This window comes from Mesorhizobium sp. B2-3-5 (assembly GCF_006442395.1).
GTDB lineage: Bacteria > Pseudomonadota > Alphaproteobacteria > Rhizobiales > Rhizobiaceae > Mesorhizobium.
Genome location: NZ_VFVX01000014.1, coordinates 47749 through 63721, shown reverse-complemented (window position 1 = coordinate 63721; position 15973 = coordinate 47749). Strand labels below are relative to the sequence as shown.

Here is a 15973-nt window from a genome sequence, read left to right as displayed (position 1 = left end):
CACCCCGACCTCAGTTCGCGAGCTTCGTGGCGGAGAATTCGATCCGCCGATTGAGCGCCTTGTTCTTTGGCGTGTCGTTGGCGGCAACCGGCCGATCCTCGCCATAGCCCGCGGCACTGATCTGGCTGCGCGGCACGCCGTCGGCGACCAACGCATTGGCAACCGCCTGGGCGCGCCGTTCCGAAAGCGTTTTGTTTGCCTCGGGCGATCCGTCGGAGTCGGTGTAGCCGGACACTTCGACCTTGAGCGTCGGACACTTGCCGACGACACCTTCGACCTCCGCCAGCAGCGGACGGCTCTTGGCATCGAGCCTGACGCTTGCCGGGCGGAAGTAGATGGCGCCGGTGCGCGACAGGACAGCAAACCGGTTGAGGCACTCCTCATCGCTGAAATTGGTCTTCGCGGCATCGGTGGCCACCGGACCGACGTCGGCGCCAGCAGCGACGGTCTGCACCGCGGCCGGCTTGCTGCCATCCGCGGCAAAGACAAAATCGAAGGACACCGAGGCGGTGGGCACTATGTTCGTCACATTGGCGGCCTGCTGCAGCTTGTCGACGTTCGGCAGCAGGCCGAAATCCTCGACATGCACCGCGACGGGAGCCTCGGAAGCGACGGAGACCTGAGTGTCGCTGATCATGGTCACGACGACGCTCGCCTCCAGATCCTTGTCGACGCCGTGCAGGCTCAGCCGGAACGGCAAGGTCGCCTTGATCCGGCGTTTGACCGGCAAGTCGGCGAATGCGGCCGGGTCCACCTTCGCCGTTAGCTCGGCCGTCGGATATTTGAATGTCTCGAAGAAAAGGAAGCGCATGCGCACATTGCGGAGGTCGACGCCCGTGTCGACGGAATTGAGATCGAAGCTGATCTTGGCGTCGCCGGCGGAGCTCAGCGTGCCGGTGATGTTCCTGATCTTGTTGGTCTCGACGATCGTGTTCTTCTTGACCGATTGATAGGTGAGCACCGAGGCGGCAGGATCGAGCGTCCAGTTCACCGCAGCGCTCGCGGTTTGCACACCGAAGGCGAGCAAACCGAGCAGCACGGCGATCAGCCCAACTCGCCGGTCAGCGGACTTCGGCCGCGCTTTGCGCCAGAATGCTACGACTTCGAACATGGAACGCCCCCGCCAGGACTACCCGATCTCGATACCGGCACGAGACGGGAGCATAGAGCACTCGCCCTTGCTTGGCGAGCGGTTCTAGCCGTCGTGCGCGGTTGAAGACGCATGCCATGCAATCATCCACTGCGAGAGCGTCGTCACAGTCCGAGCGCGGCGATCAGCGAGTTCAGTGAAACTTTTGGTCAGCCTCCCCAGCCGCCACCGCCGCCGCCGCTGTTTCCGCCGCTGTTGCCACCACTATTGCCACCACTATTGCCACCACTATTGCCGCCCCCTATGGCCGGTAAGACCGGGGGCGGAGATTCAGGTGTTTCCCCAACGGGTTTGATCAGTTTCTTGGCAACGACAACCTTTGGCGCGGTCGTCGTGCGAATGACCTTCGTCTTGTGTTTCACCGTGGGGGTCGGCTCGGCTCTGGGCGTCACGGTCGTGCACCCCGCGACAGCCAGAGCGCCTGATAGGATCGCTGCGACGATTGCGTGTTTTTTCGATGCCCAGCCCACCGTATTGCCTCCACATTGATCAGAACAAGTCCCGCCGCGGGTTGGCTTGTTCCCAGACCGCCCTGGCTGTCTTGACCAGTCGATCGTCCAACGTGCCGTCCGCCGAAATCTTCGATTTGAGGTCATCACGCATCCGCTTCAGAGCCGCCGTCTTGGCCTTGGCTCCGAACTTCGCCAGACTGCTCCTGGCATCCGGAATTTCGTTGTGCAGATCGAGCGCGGCGGCGAAAGCAAGGTAACGCACCGCCACGGCCTGGTCCGCCTTGTCACCCCTCTGCATCTCCAGAGCCGCGCGGTCATACGCGGCCGACTGATCGCCGCGATCGGTCGCCAGCTCGAATAGCCTTTGTGCTTCTGCAAGATCCTGCTGCACGCCGACACCGTCCCTGTACATGCGCGCAAGGCTCCCGGGGGCATAAGGTTGGCCGAGATCCATGGACTTCTGAAAAAGCGAGAGTGCTGTCTTCGGGTCCTTCTCGACCCCTATGCCGGCGAGATAATTGCGGCCGAGCAAGTTCATCGAATACATGTCCTGTCGCTCGACGCCAGCTTTGAGGAAGGCCACGGCGCGAGCTGGATCGGCAGGCACGCCATTGCGACCTTCCGTGAAGATCGCCGCAAGATCGTTCATGGCATAGGTGTGCCCCATCGCCGCCGCCTTCAGCAGCAGGTCCAGCCCCTTGGTGCTGTCACGCTCGACACCGTAGCCGTTGAACAAGGCGCGGCCCCACGAGGTCATCCCATAGGGATCCCCCTTGTCGGACGCTGCAGCGTAGAAGGTATTGGCCTGCTTGCGATTGACGGGCATGCCCGTTCCCGTCGCGTTGAGGTAGCCAAGCTCGAACACCGCGCGGACGTGCCCCTTGTCGGCAGCCTCCTGGATCGCCTTCTTGGCCTCATCGACCTTGCCGACCGCAAGCAGCGCCCGGCCGAGCTGGTAGCGGAAGCGAGCGACGTCCGGATAGGCTTTCACCGCCGCCCGGCAGACGTCAACGGCATTGCTGCTGATTTGGTTCGGCAGCAGGCCGGGGACGACGCCCTGCAGGTCAAGAGGCTCACCGGCCTCCCTGTCGCAGGGATCGACGGTTGGTGACAGCTTCATCGTCGCCGGCTTCGACGAAGCGTTGTCAGCCCTGATTTCAAAGCCGACTATCAGTGGTTTGACGGCGCCAATCTGGGGTTCGTAGCGCAGGTGGTCGACTTCATCGGCCATCAGGCTCGAATCCGGAGACAAGGTCCGATCCGGCAGGGATAGCGTGCCGGTTGCCGGATAGCTCGCAAGCTTCAGGCTGACCGCGGGATCCTTGGTCGGGAAATCCAGCTTCAAGGGAACCGGGCCCACGCCGACGGGAACCTGTACGTCACGGTTTTCGATCGCTTCGGCGGCGCCGGTAATGTGAATGCCCCGTTCCACCACTTCCTGTTTCTGCTCGGACTCGAGCGAGGCCACGAGTTGCTTGCCCTCGGCGCTCTCCCCATTCTTGACCCGGAACACCAGGATGCCTTGCGATTCGCCGCCCCAATTGTCGCGCGTTGCATAGGCCAGCATGTCGACTTCTTCCTGAGCGCCGGCACCCTTGGGCACCTCCATCTCCAATCGCGGGAGATCCTTGCCGGCGATCGGCTGACCCGCCGCTACCGGCTTGCCATCCAAGACCAGACGCCCCAACGCCGGCGGTCTCGAGATGCTGACGGTGACCGCGCCGCCATCGACATCGACCGGCTCCGGCAGGTCGAGCGCGACGGGGCCGACGCCGGACGGCACGACCTTTTCCAGTACCGGCGGCAGTGCGGGCCGGCTGGTGCGACGCATAAGGACGACCTCGTCGATCAGCGATGAGTTTTCCCAAGGCACCTGCTTGCCGGCCGTAGCCTCGACCACATCACGGCGAACGGCCGCCATCACCGAGCGTATCTCCTGGTTCGGCGCCAGCGCGCGACGGGAGAAGGCGGAGGAAAAAGGACTGAGATCGCCACTTCCGTCATAAGCGACAGCACCGGGTTCGGTGGCGAAGGCTATAAGCGTGTTCAGCGAACTTCTCACCTGCGCAAGGCCGGTGTCGCCGGCAGTGATCAGCTGGTCTCGCAACCAATAGTCCTTGCGCGGAAACGGATTGTTGCGGCAGGCGTCGAGGATGATCACCTGGATCTTCGATTTCGCGCGCAACTGCTGCAGCACATCATCGAGCTTTACGGCCTGCACCTCAATGTCAGCCGCGTTCCTGAGCGATGCATCGACCGGGATCAGGAAATTTTCACCGCCGATCTGAAACCCATGGCCAGAATAGTACACGACAGCAAGATTAGCGCCGTCCGCCGCCGCAAGGTAGTTGCGGAATTGCTTTTCGAATTCGATCTTGGTGAGATCCTTGGCGACGAACACGTCGAATCCGGCCAGCCGGAAGGTGTTCGATACGTCGTCGGCGTCCTTCTCCGGATTCTTCAGAGCCGGAATTTCGCGGTACTCGGAATTGCCGATGACAAGCGCAACCCTTCGATCGGCGCAAGCTTGGAACGCCGTGAAGCTCGCGAGGATCAGGGCCGCAATGAACGCACAACATCGCAGCATGGCTCATCCTTAACTGCTGGTGACCTGTCGGGCCACAAGACACAGCTCGTGACGCCGCGGTCCGTTAAAGACTTCACATCTGCCGAAACGGCAAGGCACGAAAGGCACCCGCGATGGCTGGCAGATGCCGCACCCAATCAACTGCTAAAATAACCCAGTGGCGTGGGTACCGCAATAAGCTGGGCGAATTCGACGCCGGGCCCGGAGAGTGCTTGGCACTGGCTGTGCGCTTTCAATAGCTTGTTCACCCGATCCCGACATGGGCGTCTGAACTTGTCGAAGATTCGGCGGTTCTCGGAAGGAGCGGATGAACGTCCATGAGAATGCCCGTCCGACGCGGCGCGGTCGAGATCGAATTGCAAGGTAGCTCGAGAGCGGGCAAACGCCGGAGGCCGTTGAGCCGCAACGAGCTGAGCAATTGGTTGCGGCATGCTTCGCCTCTCGTGCTCGCCAGACCGACGTAGCAATTGCAGCGACAATCGTAGGCCACCGGTCTGGCTGACTACGGCGCCTTTCAGAGGCGCGCTGGGATTTCGTGAGCGATGATCTAGATGATCGAGTGAGACTATTCCGTGTCTGAGGAGGTAATCATGAAAGCAATCGTAGTGACCGACCAGGCTGCGGGAAGGGCCGGGTTGAAGCTGGCGGAGCGGCCTGAGCCGCAGGCAGCGATAAACGACGTCGTCGTCCAGGTTCATGCGTCGGGATTCGTCCCAACTGAACTGGCGTGGCCCTCGACCTGGACCGATCGCCGCGACCGTGACCGAACACCGTCGATTCCCGGGCACGAGCTCGCCGGAATTGTCATCGCTCTCGGCTATGGCACCACGGGTCTGTCGCCGGGACAGCGGGTGTTCGGCCTGGCCGACTGGTACCGCGACGGCACCCTGGCCGAGTACATAGCCATCGAGGCACGCAACCTTGCGCCGCTGCCGGGCGACATCGACTTCACGGTGGGCGCGAGCCTGCCGATCTCGGGCCTCACCGCGTGGCAGGGATTGTTCCAGCATGGCCGCCTTCGGGCGGGACAGAGCGTCCTCGCGCACGGCGCGGCCGGCGCGGTCGGTTCGATGGTGACGCAACTCGCACGAGAGGCCGGCGCCTATGTCATCGGCACCGGTCGCGCCGCCGACCGTCAGAAGGCGCTCGACTTCGGCGCGAACGAGTTCGTCGACCTCGACAATGATGCCCTGGGAGATGTCGGCGGAGTCGACTTGGTGTTCGATGTCATCGGGGGCGACATCCAGAAGCGGTCTGCAGCCCTGATCCGAGCCGGAGGTACGCTGGTGAGTGCCGTCGGACCGGCCGAGGCGCGGCGCGTGGATGTCCTGGCGGTCGACTTCGTCGTCGAGTCCGATCGTGCCCAACTGAGCGAGATCGTCCAGCGGGTGCGAGACGGACGACTGCGGACGAATATCGGCAACATCGCGACCCTCGACGATGCGTTCGCCGCGCTCAACCCGACCGAGCGACGCAACGGGAAGACCGTCATCCGCGTTCGTCCGTGAGCGAACGACACGCGCCTATCAGCGGTCATGGTGGCGTGGACGCGGCTGGTTTGGCGTCGTAGGCAGACTGTCCGTTTTCGAGTGAGAAGGCGAAAGCAGACTTCTCCCAGAAGGCTAATGCTTCAAGATCTGGCTAAGGAACAATTTCGTTCGATCATGGCACGGGTGGCCGAAAAACTCGTCAGGCGTGGCCTCCTCGACGATCTGTCCGGCGTCCATGAAGATGACGCGATCGGCCACCGCCCGGGCGAAGCCCATCTCATGTGTGACGCACACCATGGTCATGCCGTCGCGTGCCAGTCCAGTCATCGTCTCCAGCACCTCGGAGACCATTTCCGGGTCGAGGGCGGATGTGGGTTCGTCGAACAGCATGACATCGGGTTTCATGCACAGGCTGCGAGCGATCGCCACGCGCTGCTGCTGGCCGCCGGAAAGCTGGACGGGGAACTTGTTCGCCTGCTCGGGAATGCGCACACGTTCCAGGAACTGGAGCGCGGTCTTGCGTGCTTCCGTGGCGGAGGCACCTTTGACCCACATGGGCCCGGCCATGCAGTTCATCAGCACCGTCATGTGCGGAAACAGGTTGAAGTGCTGGAAGACCATGCCGACGTTGGAACGTATTGCGGCGACGTTGCTCATCTTGCCATGCAGGGCAACGCCGTTCACGACGATCTCGCCGGCCTGATGCGCCTCAAGGCGGTTGAAGCAGCGGATCAATGTCGACTTGCCGGAGCCTGAAGGCCCGCAGATGACGATGCGTTCGCCCTTGTGGACGGTCAGGTTGATGTCCTTCAACGCGTGGAACTGGCCGTACCATTTGGACACGGCCCTGGCTTCAATGATGGCTTGGGCGGTCATCGCACCTTGCTCCTGGCATAGTGACGCTCGATCCGGGACTGGACGAGTTCGAGGCAGATAGACAGCATCCAATAGATCATGGCGGCCGAGATCAGCATTTCCATGTGCTGGAAGGTCTTCTGGCCGAGCGTGCGCGCTAGGAACATCAATTCCCAAACGCCGATGACGGAGACCAGCGAGGAATCTTTCAGCATCGAGATGAACTGGTTGCCCGTCGGCGGAATGATGACCGGCAACGCCTGCGGCAGGATGATGCGGCGCATGGTCAAGGCGAAACCGAACCCCATGGAGCGCGAAGCCTCCCACTGGCCGCGATCGATACTCTGGATACCGGAGCGGAAGATCTCGGTCATGTAGGCGCCGTAGCAGAGTGACAGCGCCAGGATGCCGGCTGGGACCGCATTGATGACGAAGCCGAACTGCGGCAGTCCAAGATAGATCAGGTAGACCTGCATCAGCAGCGGCAGGCCGCGGAAGAAGGAGGTGTAGAAGCTGGCGATCGCGTAGGCGAAGCCATTGTTGGAGAGCTTGGCGACGGCGCCCGCCACCGCGATGACCGAAGCGATGACGATGGAAATCGCCGAGACATAGAGGGTGGTGACGACGCCCTGGCTGATCAGGAACGGCAGTTTCTCGCGGATGAAAGGCAGGCTGAGATGGAACGTTTCGAAGAAGCCGATGAACAGGAGCAGCAGCTCCAGCCAGACAATGCCGATCTGCAGCTTGAGCGGCGCGAAGCCGATCAGCACGACGTTCAGCGTGAAGATCACCGCTATGGCGAAGCCGATGGCAAAGCGCCCGTAGAGGCCGCTCGTCGACGGTTCGCCGATTACCGGACGCATGAGTTCGGCAAAGCTGGTGCCCGACATGTTGAAAGCCATGAAGACGAGCAGAACGATGCCGAAGATCGTAGCCACGAACCAGGGCTTGTGAACGAGGACTTCGGCCTCGACGGTATCCGGATAGAGCATCTTTGAGCACCGGCGGTTCGGCGGCCTGCCATCGGCAGGCCGCCTTTGAAGGGCTAGTTCGTCTTCGAATAATCTTGGCCGTACCATTTTTCCGAGAGCTTGCTCAGCGTGCCATCCGCCTTCATCGCTTTCACGGCGTCGGCGATCTTGGCCGACAGTTCCGGATCGCCATGCTCGATGGCGATCGCCAGCGGCTCGTAGAACACCGGATCGCCGATCTGCTTGATCGGATAGCCGGCCTTCACGGCATCGAGGATCGACGGCAGCGACGACACCACCGCGTCCAGGCGCACGCCATCCCCGAGGCGAAGGTCGTCGAAGGCCGTCGTTGAGTTCTCGTAGGAGTGGACTTCCTTCGGGTTGAGCTTGTACTCGAAGGCCGGCGCGCCGGCGGCGTCGAGCGTCAGATCCTTCTTGGCATAGGCTTCGAAGGTGGACGTGCTGGTGGCGCCAACCACCTTGCCGTCGAGGTCGGCCAGGGTCTTGGCCTTGCTGTCCTTGTGCACGGCGACCGCGGCCGGCGTGTAGTAGTACACCGCCGGGAAATCGAAGATTTCGGCGCGCTTCTTGGTTGGCGTCATCGAGCCGACATGCATGTCCCAGCGCCCCGCCCAGTTGCCGGCGGTGATGATGTCCCAGCCAGGCGTGACGAACTCGACCTTGACGCCGAGATGCTTGCCGATCGCCTTGGCCACGTCGACGTCGAAGCCGTCGAGTTCATTGTTGGCGTTCACGAAGGATTGTGGCGCCCAGTTGGCGTCCGTCGCAACCTTGAGCGTGCCTGCCGCGGTCACGCGGTCGAGCACCGCGCCGGCGTGGGCAGGATATGCGCCGAGCGCAAGCGCCAGCGCGGCCATCGCCATTTGTCGTCTGTTCCAGAATGTCATGTGCGTATTCCCCTGTTGTTTGTTCAGTCCCATGCGCTCATGGCCGTTCAGCCGGTCATGACTTCGCAATCCCTTGCCGACGAGATCGGCATCCTCCGGATGGCTCGCGGATTTAGCGATGCCAGCGCCGGTCCGGTCTTCCGCTGCCGCGAAGGATGTCTGCAGCCGTCATTCCCTCGCTCACGGGGAAAGCTTTGGCCTCTTCCCAGCGAAGTGCCGCCCAGCGCTTTGAACAAAACACCCTCACCTGCTCCGCTAAGACCGCTAACCATGCGCAACGGCTCCTCTCGCGCGATCGACGCCCAGCAGGAAATCGGCCATCGTGTCGGCGACGAGGGCCGGCGCCTCGATCAGGATCGAGTGGCGAAGCCTGGGCAGGATGGCGATTTGCGAACCCTGGACCTGTTCGTGCATCAGCCGCGCCATGCGCGGACTGGACCCCTGGTCGTCCGCGCCCGTCATGATCAGGGTTTGGCAGGTAATGCGGTCGAGGATGCCGCCGAAATCGGTTTCGGCGAGAACCCGGTAGGCAGCGGCGTAGCAGTCACGGTCGTTCTCGGCGTCGCGCCGGCGCAGTTCCGCGATGATCTCAGGGTTCCTGTTCTGAAAATCCTCCGTCAGCCAACGCGACAGCGAGGCGGCGTGATGCGCCGAGGCATCGCTCGCCATCAGCGCCGCCAGCCGGCCGCGCACCGCATGCCGCTCCTCTGGTGTCCGGCCTGCGACCGTCGACAGCAGCACCAGTTTTTGCAGGCGTTCGGCATGCGTCAGCGCGAGGCGCTGCGCGATCAAACCGCCCAAGGAAAACCCTGCCAGATTGAAGGTGGAAAACCCCAGATGATCGGCCAGCGCCAGCGTCTCGCCGACGAAAGCATCGATCTCGTAGCGGCCCTTGACCCGGCTTGAGCGGCCGTGGCCGCGCAAATCGAAGGTAAGGACCGCGAAGCGATCTTTCAGCCGCTCGGCCACGCCATTCCAGGCTTCGAGATAGGAGCCGACGCCATGGATGCAAACCAGCGGCACGCCGCCTTCGCCTTCGAGGCGCCAGTTGAGCAGCACGCCTTCGACATCGAGCTGGCCGGAACGTGCCATCCTCACGCCCTCGCCGCCTGACGCGCCTTGTCGCGCTCGCGCGCGGCAAAGACCGGCATCACCTCGTCGACCCAAAGCTTGATCGTCTTCTTCTGCAGTTCGAACGGCAGGTTGAACGTCAGGCCGAGGCAATATTGATCGACGCCGGCCGCTTCATAGTCGAGCAGCTTCTCGATCACCTCGTCCGGCGTACCGAACATGAGGTTGCGGCGGATGTTTTCGGGATTGTAGTTGTCCTTGCCCTTGACACTGTCGTAGGGCACGGCTTCGGGAAAGCCGCTGCGCACCGTCCCGATATTCTGGAACAGGTTCTCGAACGCGCGGCCGTAGTCGATCGCATGCCCGACCGCGACCTCCCAGTCCTGCGCCCGATCGTAGACGCAAGTGCGACGCTGCATCATCAGGCGCGGCCGCGCCACCTCCGGATGATCGGCGACGGCCTTGCGGAATTTCTCGCCGAGCACGGCGATCTCCGCCGCCGGCGCCGAGAGCGGCGTCGACAGGATCGAGGCGCCGATGCCGACCGCCCAGTCGAATGTGCCCGGGTCTCGGGCGGCCACCCAGATCGGCGGGTGCGGCTTCTGCAGCGGCTTCGGCACGCCGGCGGCCGCGGGGAACTTCCAGTAGTGACCGTCATGGGCATAGTCGTCGGCCCACAGCCTCTTCACCGCCGGCACCAGCTCCTTGAGATAGGCGACGCCTTCCTGCTGCGGCATACCGCCGGCCATGCGGTCGAATTCATACTGATAGGAGCCGCGCGCGATGCCGAATTCCAGCCGCCCGCCGGTCAGGTGGTCGCAAAGCGCGGCCTCCCCCGCCAGCCGGATCGGGCTCCAGTAGGGCGCGACCAGCGTCGAGGTGCCGAGCCGGATCTGTTCGGTGTGCTGGGCAAGCCAGGTCAGCGTCATCAGCGGGTTGGGCGAGATCGTGCATTCGATCGTATGATGCTCCGCCGTCCACAGCGTTTCGAAACCGCCCTCGTCAGCCATGCGCGCGAGGTCCAGGAGATTGCTCTTCACCTGCCCCATCGGGATATCGGGCGAGAAGCGCTCCATGGTCAGCGATACGGCGAATTTCATGTCGGTCTCCCGGTCGTTGCGTCGGGTCTTGCTCAGCGAAGGCGGATGACGAACGGGTCCTGCATGGCGCCCGAATAGTCGATGACGACGTTCTTCAGGCGCGAGAACTCCTCCATGGCGTCGAAGCCGCCCCGCCGCCCGTAGCCGCTCTCCTTGAAGCCGCCATTGGCGGACATGAAGGAGGAGGCGCGATAGGTGTTGATCCAGACCGTGCCCGCCTCGACATCACGGACGAAGCGCAGCGCGCGGTTGATGTCACGCGTCCAGATGCCGGAGGCGAGCCCGTAGCGCGTGTCGTTGGCGAGCCGGATCATCTCGTCTTCCGACGAGAACGGGATGACGCCGACGACGGGACCGAACAGCTCCTCCTGCATGAACTGCATGCCGTTCTCGGCCTCGGTCATCACCGTCGGCTCGAAATACCAGCCGCCGGCAAGCTCGTCCGCCTGCGGACGCTTGCCGCCGGCCGCGATCCGCGCGCCTTGGCGCACACCGGAAGCGACATAGCCTTCCACTTTGGCAAGCTGTGCCGACAGCGCGAGGGGGCCGATATCGGTGTCCTCCAGCATCGGCAGCCCGACCCGCATCCGCCTTGTGCGTTCGACCAGCGCCTCGATGAAAGGCTCATAGACGCTCGCCTCTACGAAACAGCGCGAGCCGGCGACGCAGGTCTGGCCCGCGGCCGCGAAGACACCGGACACAACGCCGTTCACGGCATGATCGATGTCGACGTCGCCGAAGACGACGTGAGGGGACTTGCCGCCAAGCTCCATCGAGCAGGGGATGAGGTTCTGCGCCGCATTGGCGGCAATGCGGCGCCCGGTTGCGGTCGAACCGGTAAAGACGAATTTGGCGATGCCTGGATGCCTGGTCAGCGCGTCGCCCGCGACAGCTCCCGTGCCGGTCACGACGTTGACGACCCCGGCGGGGAAGCCCGCCTCCATGATCAGTTCGGCCAGAGCGAGTGTCGAGGCCGAAGCATGCTCGGACGGCTTGACGACCACTGTGTTGCCGAGCGCAAGGCACGGCGCCAGCGTGCCGGTGAGCAGCATCAGCGGCGAATTCCACGGCGTGATCATGCCGACGACGCCGATCGGCTCGCGCAGATTGAAGTTGAGCATGTCGAGCTTGTTGACGGGAATCGTGTCACCGAGCAGCTTGTCGGCCATGCCGGCGAAGTAGGTGTAGCTGTCGGGCATGGCGCGCATCTGCGCCCGCATTTCCTTGAGCAGCTTGCCATTGTCGCGCGTCTCGATCAGCGCCAGCTCGTCGGCGTTGTCGAGGACCAGTTCCGCCAGGCGGCGCACCAGCCTGCCGCGGTCGGTCTGGGTCATACGCCGCCAGGCCGGATTGGCGAAGGCCTCGCGAGCCGCCTCGACCGCCGCGCCGACATCCTCGGCGTCGGCCTCGGCGAACTGGTACCAGGGCCTGCCCGTGGTCGGGTCGAAACTGTCGATATAGTGCCCGCTCCTCGGCGCCACGAACGCACCGTTGATGAACAGGTTCTGGCGCGAGCCTTCGAGCGATGCGACCGTCGTTTTCATGCTGTCTGTCCTGCGTGGATCATCATTCGGACGCGGCCTGCGTCCACGATTGCGACTGGCCGTCGATCATGGCGACGCGGCCGCCGTCGCCGGTATCCATGTAGATGCCGAAGCGCTTGTCCTGCCGCTCGCGCGCATAGCGGCGCAGCATGGCGCGCACCTCATGCGTGACGATCTGCTCGTAGGGCAGCATGTCGACTGGAAAGAAGGCGTGGCCATCCGGCAGGGCGGCTTCAGCACCCTCGCGGCTCAGCTCGGCACGGTAGATCAGGTAGCCGGGATCGCTGTCGGCGATATCGAAAACCGAATAGAGGAAGGTGTTTTCGGGAACGAGGCTAAGCGCCTCGCCGCCATCTAGGATCAGGTTGCTATCCGCCTTGCGGCGCCGTGCCGTCGGCAACATCCAGCCGCCTTTACCGTCGTTGCGCAAGAGGATGCGATCGCCAGCCTCGACCAGATAGCCGATGATCATGTCTTGCGAGGCCAGCCAACCGGCTGGCAGCGGATCCTTCACGCTGGCGTAGCGGCCGCGGCAAAACCCGAGCGGCGCTGACGGGCTGGTTCCGAAGGCCTGTACCTGACCGATCAGGATGATGTGGTCGCCGGCCTCTACGCGATTGTGAACGGTGCAATCGAACCAGGTCAGGCTGTCGGTGAGGACCGGTGCGCCGGTGTGGGCGCGATCATGGTTCACAGACTGGAACTTGTCCGCAGCCTTCGATGCGAACACCGATGAAACATCGACCTGCCCCTCATGCAGGAAATTGACCGCGAAGGATTGGCTTTCACTGAAGGCCGGAAAGCTCGCCGCCGATTTGTCGACACAGACCAGTAGCAGCGGCGGATCGAGCGAGACGGAGGTGAAGGAATTGGCCGTCATGCCGCGTGGATTGCCGTCGCTGTCACGCGTGGTGATCACGGTGACCCCGGTGACGAAGGTGCCGAAGGCGCGACGCAAAGCGATCGGGTCGATCATCCTTTGTGCCACCGCGTCCGCCATCGCTTTCCTCCACATTGCGGGATGAAACCTAGGCAGGAGCCGGCACGGCTTCTTCCTCCGATCTGTAGGAAAGACTTCGCGACAGTCTGCTGCCATCCCGAGCAAGCGCGAGCGCGACGCACCATATGTCGGCGGAATGTTGGGATGGACCGGTTCTAGCGGACCGTCGGCACGCGGCTGTCGATGATGCCGCTGAGTCGGATCGCCAGCTCGACCGCGAAGCGCTGTTCGGGCGTGTCGAGCCGGATGCCGAACAACTCCTCCATGCGCGACAAGCGATAGCGCAAGGTGGTGACATGCAGGCCGAGGGCGTCGGCGCAGGCCTGGCTGCGGCAGCCTTCGCGCAGATAGGCAAACAGCGTGTCCAGATAGGGCGTGCCGTGCTCGCGGTCATGTGCGGCCAGCGCGCCGACGCTTTTGTCGACGAAGTTGCGCACGTCGGGCACATCGGCGGCGGCGACCAGCATCGGCAGCGGGCCAAAATCCTGGCCGGCGAAGACGCCGGTGCGCCCGAAGGAGCGGCCGATGCGGAGCATGCGGCGGCAACGCTCCCACGCCGTCGGGTAATCGGCCAGCGCGGCACAGATTTCGGAAACGAGGACCGTCGGCTCACGTTCGAAATAGCGGCCAAGCTCCGCGGCGATTCTGTTCGGCAATTTCGCGAGACGGACGCTGTCCTGACCGGCATCGTCCGCAACGAGACAGACGAGGCCGCCTTCATTGGCGATAACGATGCCTGCCATGCCTGCCTGTTCCAGAAGCCGGACAAGGGCATGATGCGGATCAGCAAGACCACTGCCGCCGTCCCCGGTCTCGTCGGCGTAGTCGACCACAATCATTCTCTGCGGCGTCGTCAGGTTGACCCCTAAGCGGCGCGCGCGATTGACGATATCGGTCTCGTCGCGCCAGCGGCGCTCGACGACTTCCAGGAAAAGCTCGGTCAGCGATCTGGTCTCGAAGCGGAAGCGGACGAAGCTGCGCATCATCTGCACGCTGAGCGCGAATTTGGCGCTGTCGAGCAGCATCTGGTCGAGCTGGCCTGACTGCTGCGGCGTCGGAAAAATCATCAGCGCGCCAACCACTTCGTCATCGATTGTGAGCGGCTCGATGCGCACCGAAAGCTTGAGCCGGTGCGCGCCGCCGTCGACGAACAGCGTCTCGCTCTGGCGCGCCTCGGACGCGCCGCGCGCGACTTTGAAGATCTGCCGGTTGAGCACGCCACTGACGGCTTGTTGCCAGGTCGCTGCATCAAAATGCGCTTCGCTCGGCGAGCGGCCAGCCACGACCAGGTTGGCGTGGAAATCGATGACCACGACCGGATTGGGCAACAGCTCGCCGACTTTCTCAGCGAGCGAGACCACCGATCCTTCCGACAGGGCCTGCTGAAGAAGCGTGGTGTGCGCCAGCAAAGCGCGCTGCAGGCGCTCGCCGGCTTGCTTCTCCTGGCGCAAGCGATGCTGCTTCTCCACCGCGATCTCGCCCAGATGCACGATCATGCCGATGAAGGCGATATCCTCGGCGCTCACTTCGGTGATCTCGCGCGAGACCACGGTCAGCACCATTGGCCGGCTGTCTTCATCGACGCAGTTCATCGGCATCACCAGGACGCTGCGGTAGTCGCGCTCGAACGCCTCGCGGCGATAGCCCGGAAACTCCTCGGATACCCGCGCGTCCCTGATATAGACGGGCTCGTTGCGGTTGAGCGCGACGATCGAAGGGCTGGTCGCGAGTTCCCAACGGTCCGGCAGCGTGCGTTGGATGAGCGTCGGGTCGTGGCGCACGATGACATAGGCGTGGCCATGCGGCGCATCGATGCTCATGATCGAGCCCAGGGTCCATTTGGCATGACGGCAGGCTGCCAGCACGAGGTCGCGCAGCACGGACTGGAGATCGCCACCCGAATTGATGAGGCTGGCGGCGTCCCGCAAAGAGAGAATCTGCGACTCGTGGTCCACGCCCGGTCTTCCGCCTCGCGAAGGGCCAATTCAAGCCGTCGCGGATATACGAACGCTACACCGCTTCCAAGCGAGGTGCACGCCGATTCTTCCTACGAACCGGAGGAATACCTGTCCATTGGGCCTTACTAGGCTGGGCTTCCACCAACAGGGCCCAAAATCATGGAATTGCGAAAAGTCTGCACCTTCATCGAGGAAGTGCACATCGAAGGCGGCAAGGCGGCTGCCAGGCCGGTAACATCGATCGTCGTCGCCGCCGTCCTGCGCAATCCGTGGGCCGGGCGCGGTTTCGTCGAGAACTTGCGGCCGGAGATCGTGGCCATCGCGCCCCGGCTGGGGCATGAACTCACGCATCGGCTGCTCGGGCTTATGCCCGCGGAGCGCATCGAGAGCTACGGCAAGGCCGCTGCTGTCGGGGTCGCAGGCGAGATCGAACACGCCTCGGCAATGATCCACACGCTGCGCTTCGGCAACGTGTTCCGCGACGCCGTCGGCGGCACGACCTATCTGGAATTCTGCAACACACGCAACGCGCCGGGCGCGCTTCTGTCATTGCCGATGATGCACAAGAGCGAGAACGGCCGCCGCTCGCATTTCATCACCGCCAACTTCCAGATCGCCGACGGCCCGGCCGCCGACGAGGTCGTCGTGGCTATCGGCGCGGCCGACGGCGGCCGGGTTCATCCCCGGATCGCGGACCGTTTTCAGGACATGGAAGAGCTGGAGCAGGAAGCCACGATGTAGTGCCGTGCGCGACATCCGTTACGTTGTCGGATTGTGCGTCAGTTCTGCATTAGATCGGAATACTGGCTATGGCCTCGATCGGAATCCTAAGCCGTATCGTCAGAGACGACGCAAGAGAGAGAGAGAGAGAGAGAGAGAGAGAGAGA

12 protein-coding genes are annotated in these 15973 nt (G+C 63.4%); 2 read left to right on the top strand and 10 right to left on the bottom strand.

Features of this window, described 5'->3' with window-relative positions:
• Positions 1–10: 10 nt before the first annotated feature.
• Positions 11–1111 carry an OmpA family protein gene (locus tag FJ958_RS17520; RefSeq protein WP_140744448.1) on the bottom strand — a complete coding sequence of 367 codons (1101 nt, stop codon included), beginning with the start codon at positions 1109–1111 and terminating at the stop codon, positions 11–13.
• A 528-nt stretch (positions 1112–1639) separates the two neighbouring features.
• Entirely contained in the window at positions 1640–4189 is a 2550-nt protein-coding gene (locus tag FJ958_RS17510; protein WP_140744446.1) for a caspase family protein, read from the bottom strand.
• A gap of 590 nt (positions 4190–4779) precedes the next feature.
• Between FJ958_RS17510 and FJ958_RS17505 the strand changes: the two genes are divergently transcribed.
• Positions 4780–5697 carry an NADP-dependent oxidoreductase gene (locus FJ958_RS17505; RefSeq protein WP_140744445.1) on the top strand — a complete coding sequence of 306 codons (918 nt, stop codon included), beginning with the start codon at positions 4780–4782 and terminating at the stop codon, positions 5695–5697.
• Positions 5698–5811: 114 nt separating this feature from the next.
• Here FJ958_RS17505 and FJ958_RS17500 read toward each other — a convergent pair whose 3' ends face one another.
• The 8 genes from FJ958_RS17500 to FJ958_RS17465 all read right to left on the bottom strand — a co-directional run bounded on the left by FJ958_RS17500 (position 5812) and on the right by FJ958_RS17465 (position 15083).
• Positions 5812–6555, bottom strand: coding sequence for an amino acid ABC transporter ATP-binding protein (locus FJ958_RS17500; RefSeq protein ID WP_140744444.1), 744 nt, complete (start codon positions 6553–6555; stop codon positions 5812–5814).
• Positions 6552–7526, bottom strand: a complete 975-nt coding sequence (locus FJ958_RS17495) for an amino acid ABC transporter permease (RefSeq protein WP_140744443.1) — start codon at positions 7524–7526, stop codon at positions 6552–6554. Before FJ958_RS17495 ends, FJ958_RS17500 begins: the two co-directional genes overlap by 4 nt.
• A gap of 53 nt (positions 7527–7579) precedes the next feature.
• Complete coding sequence (locus tag FJ958_RS17490) at positions 7580–8413, bottom strand: transporter substrate-binding domain-containing protein (protein ID WP_140744442.1); 834 nt, start codon at positions 8411–8413, stop codon at positions 7580–7582.
• A gap of 264 nt (positions 8414–8677) precedes the next feature.
• Positions 8678–9505 carry an alpha/beta fold hydrolase gene (locus tag FJ958_RS17485; RefSeq protein WP_140744441.1) on the bottom strand — a complete coding sequence of 276 codons (828 nt, stop codon included), beginning with the start codon at positions 9503–9505 and terminating at the stop codon, positions 8678–8680.
• A gap of 2 nt (positions 9506–9507) precedes the next feature.
• Entirely contained in the window at positions 9508–10584 is a 1077-nt protein-coding gene (locus FJ958_RS17480; RefSeq protein ID WP_140744440.1) for an LLM class flavin-dependent oxidoreductase, read from the bottom strand.
• A 32-nt stretch (positions 10585–10616) separates the two neighbouring features.
• Positions 10617–12128: an aldehyde dehydrogenase gene (locus FJ958_RS17475; RefSeq protein WP_140744439.1), complete on the bottom strand. Its 1512-nt coding sequence runs from the start codon at positions 12126–12128 to the stop codon at positions 10617–10619.
• Between the two features lie 22 nt (positions 12129–12150).
• Positions 12151–13128 (bottom strand): flavin reductase family protein, encoded by a 978-nt coding sequence (locus tag FJ958_RS17470; RefSeq protein ID WP_140744438.1) that lies wholly within the window; start codon positions 13126–13128, stop codon positions 12151–12153.
• A gap of 155 nt (positions 13129–13283) precedes the next feature.
• Positions 13284–15083, bottom strand: a complete 1800-nt coding sequence (locus FJ958_RS17465; protein WP_140744437.1) for a helix-turn-helix domain-containing protein — start codon at positions 15081–15083, stop codon at positions 13284–13286.
• A gap of 162 nt (positions 15084–15245) precedes the next feature.
• Here FJ958_RS17465 and FJ958_RS17460 point away from each other — a divergent pair, with 162 nt between their 5' ends.
• Complete coding sequence (locus FJ958_RS17460) at positions 15246–15827, top strand: amino acid synthesis family protein (protein ID WP_140744436.1); 582 nt, start codon at positions 15246–15248, stop codon at positions 15825–15827.
• Positions 15828–15973: the final 146 nt, after the last annotated feature.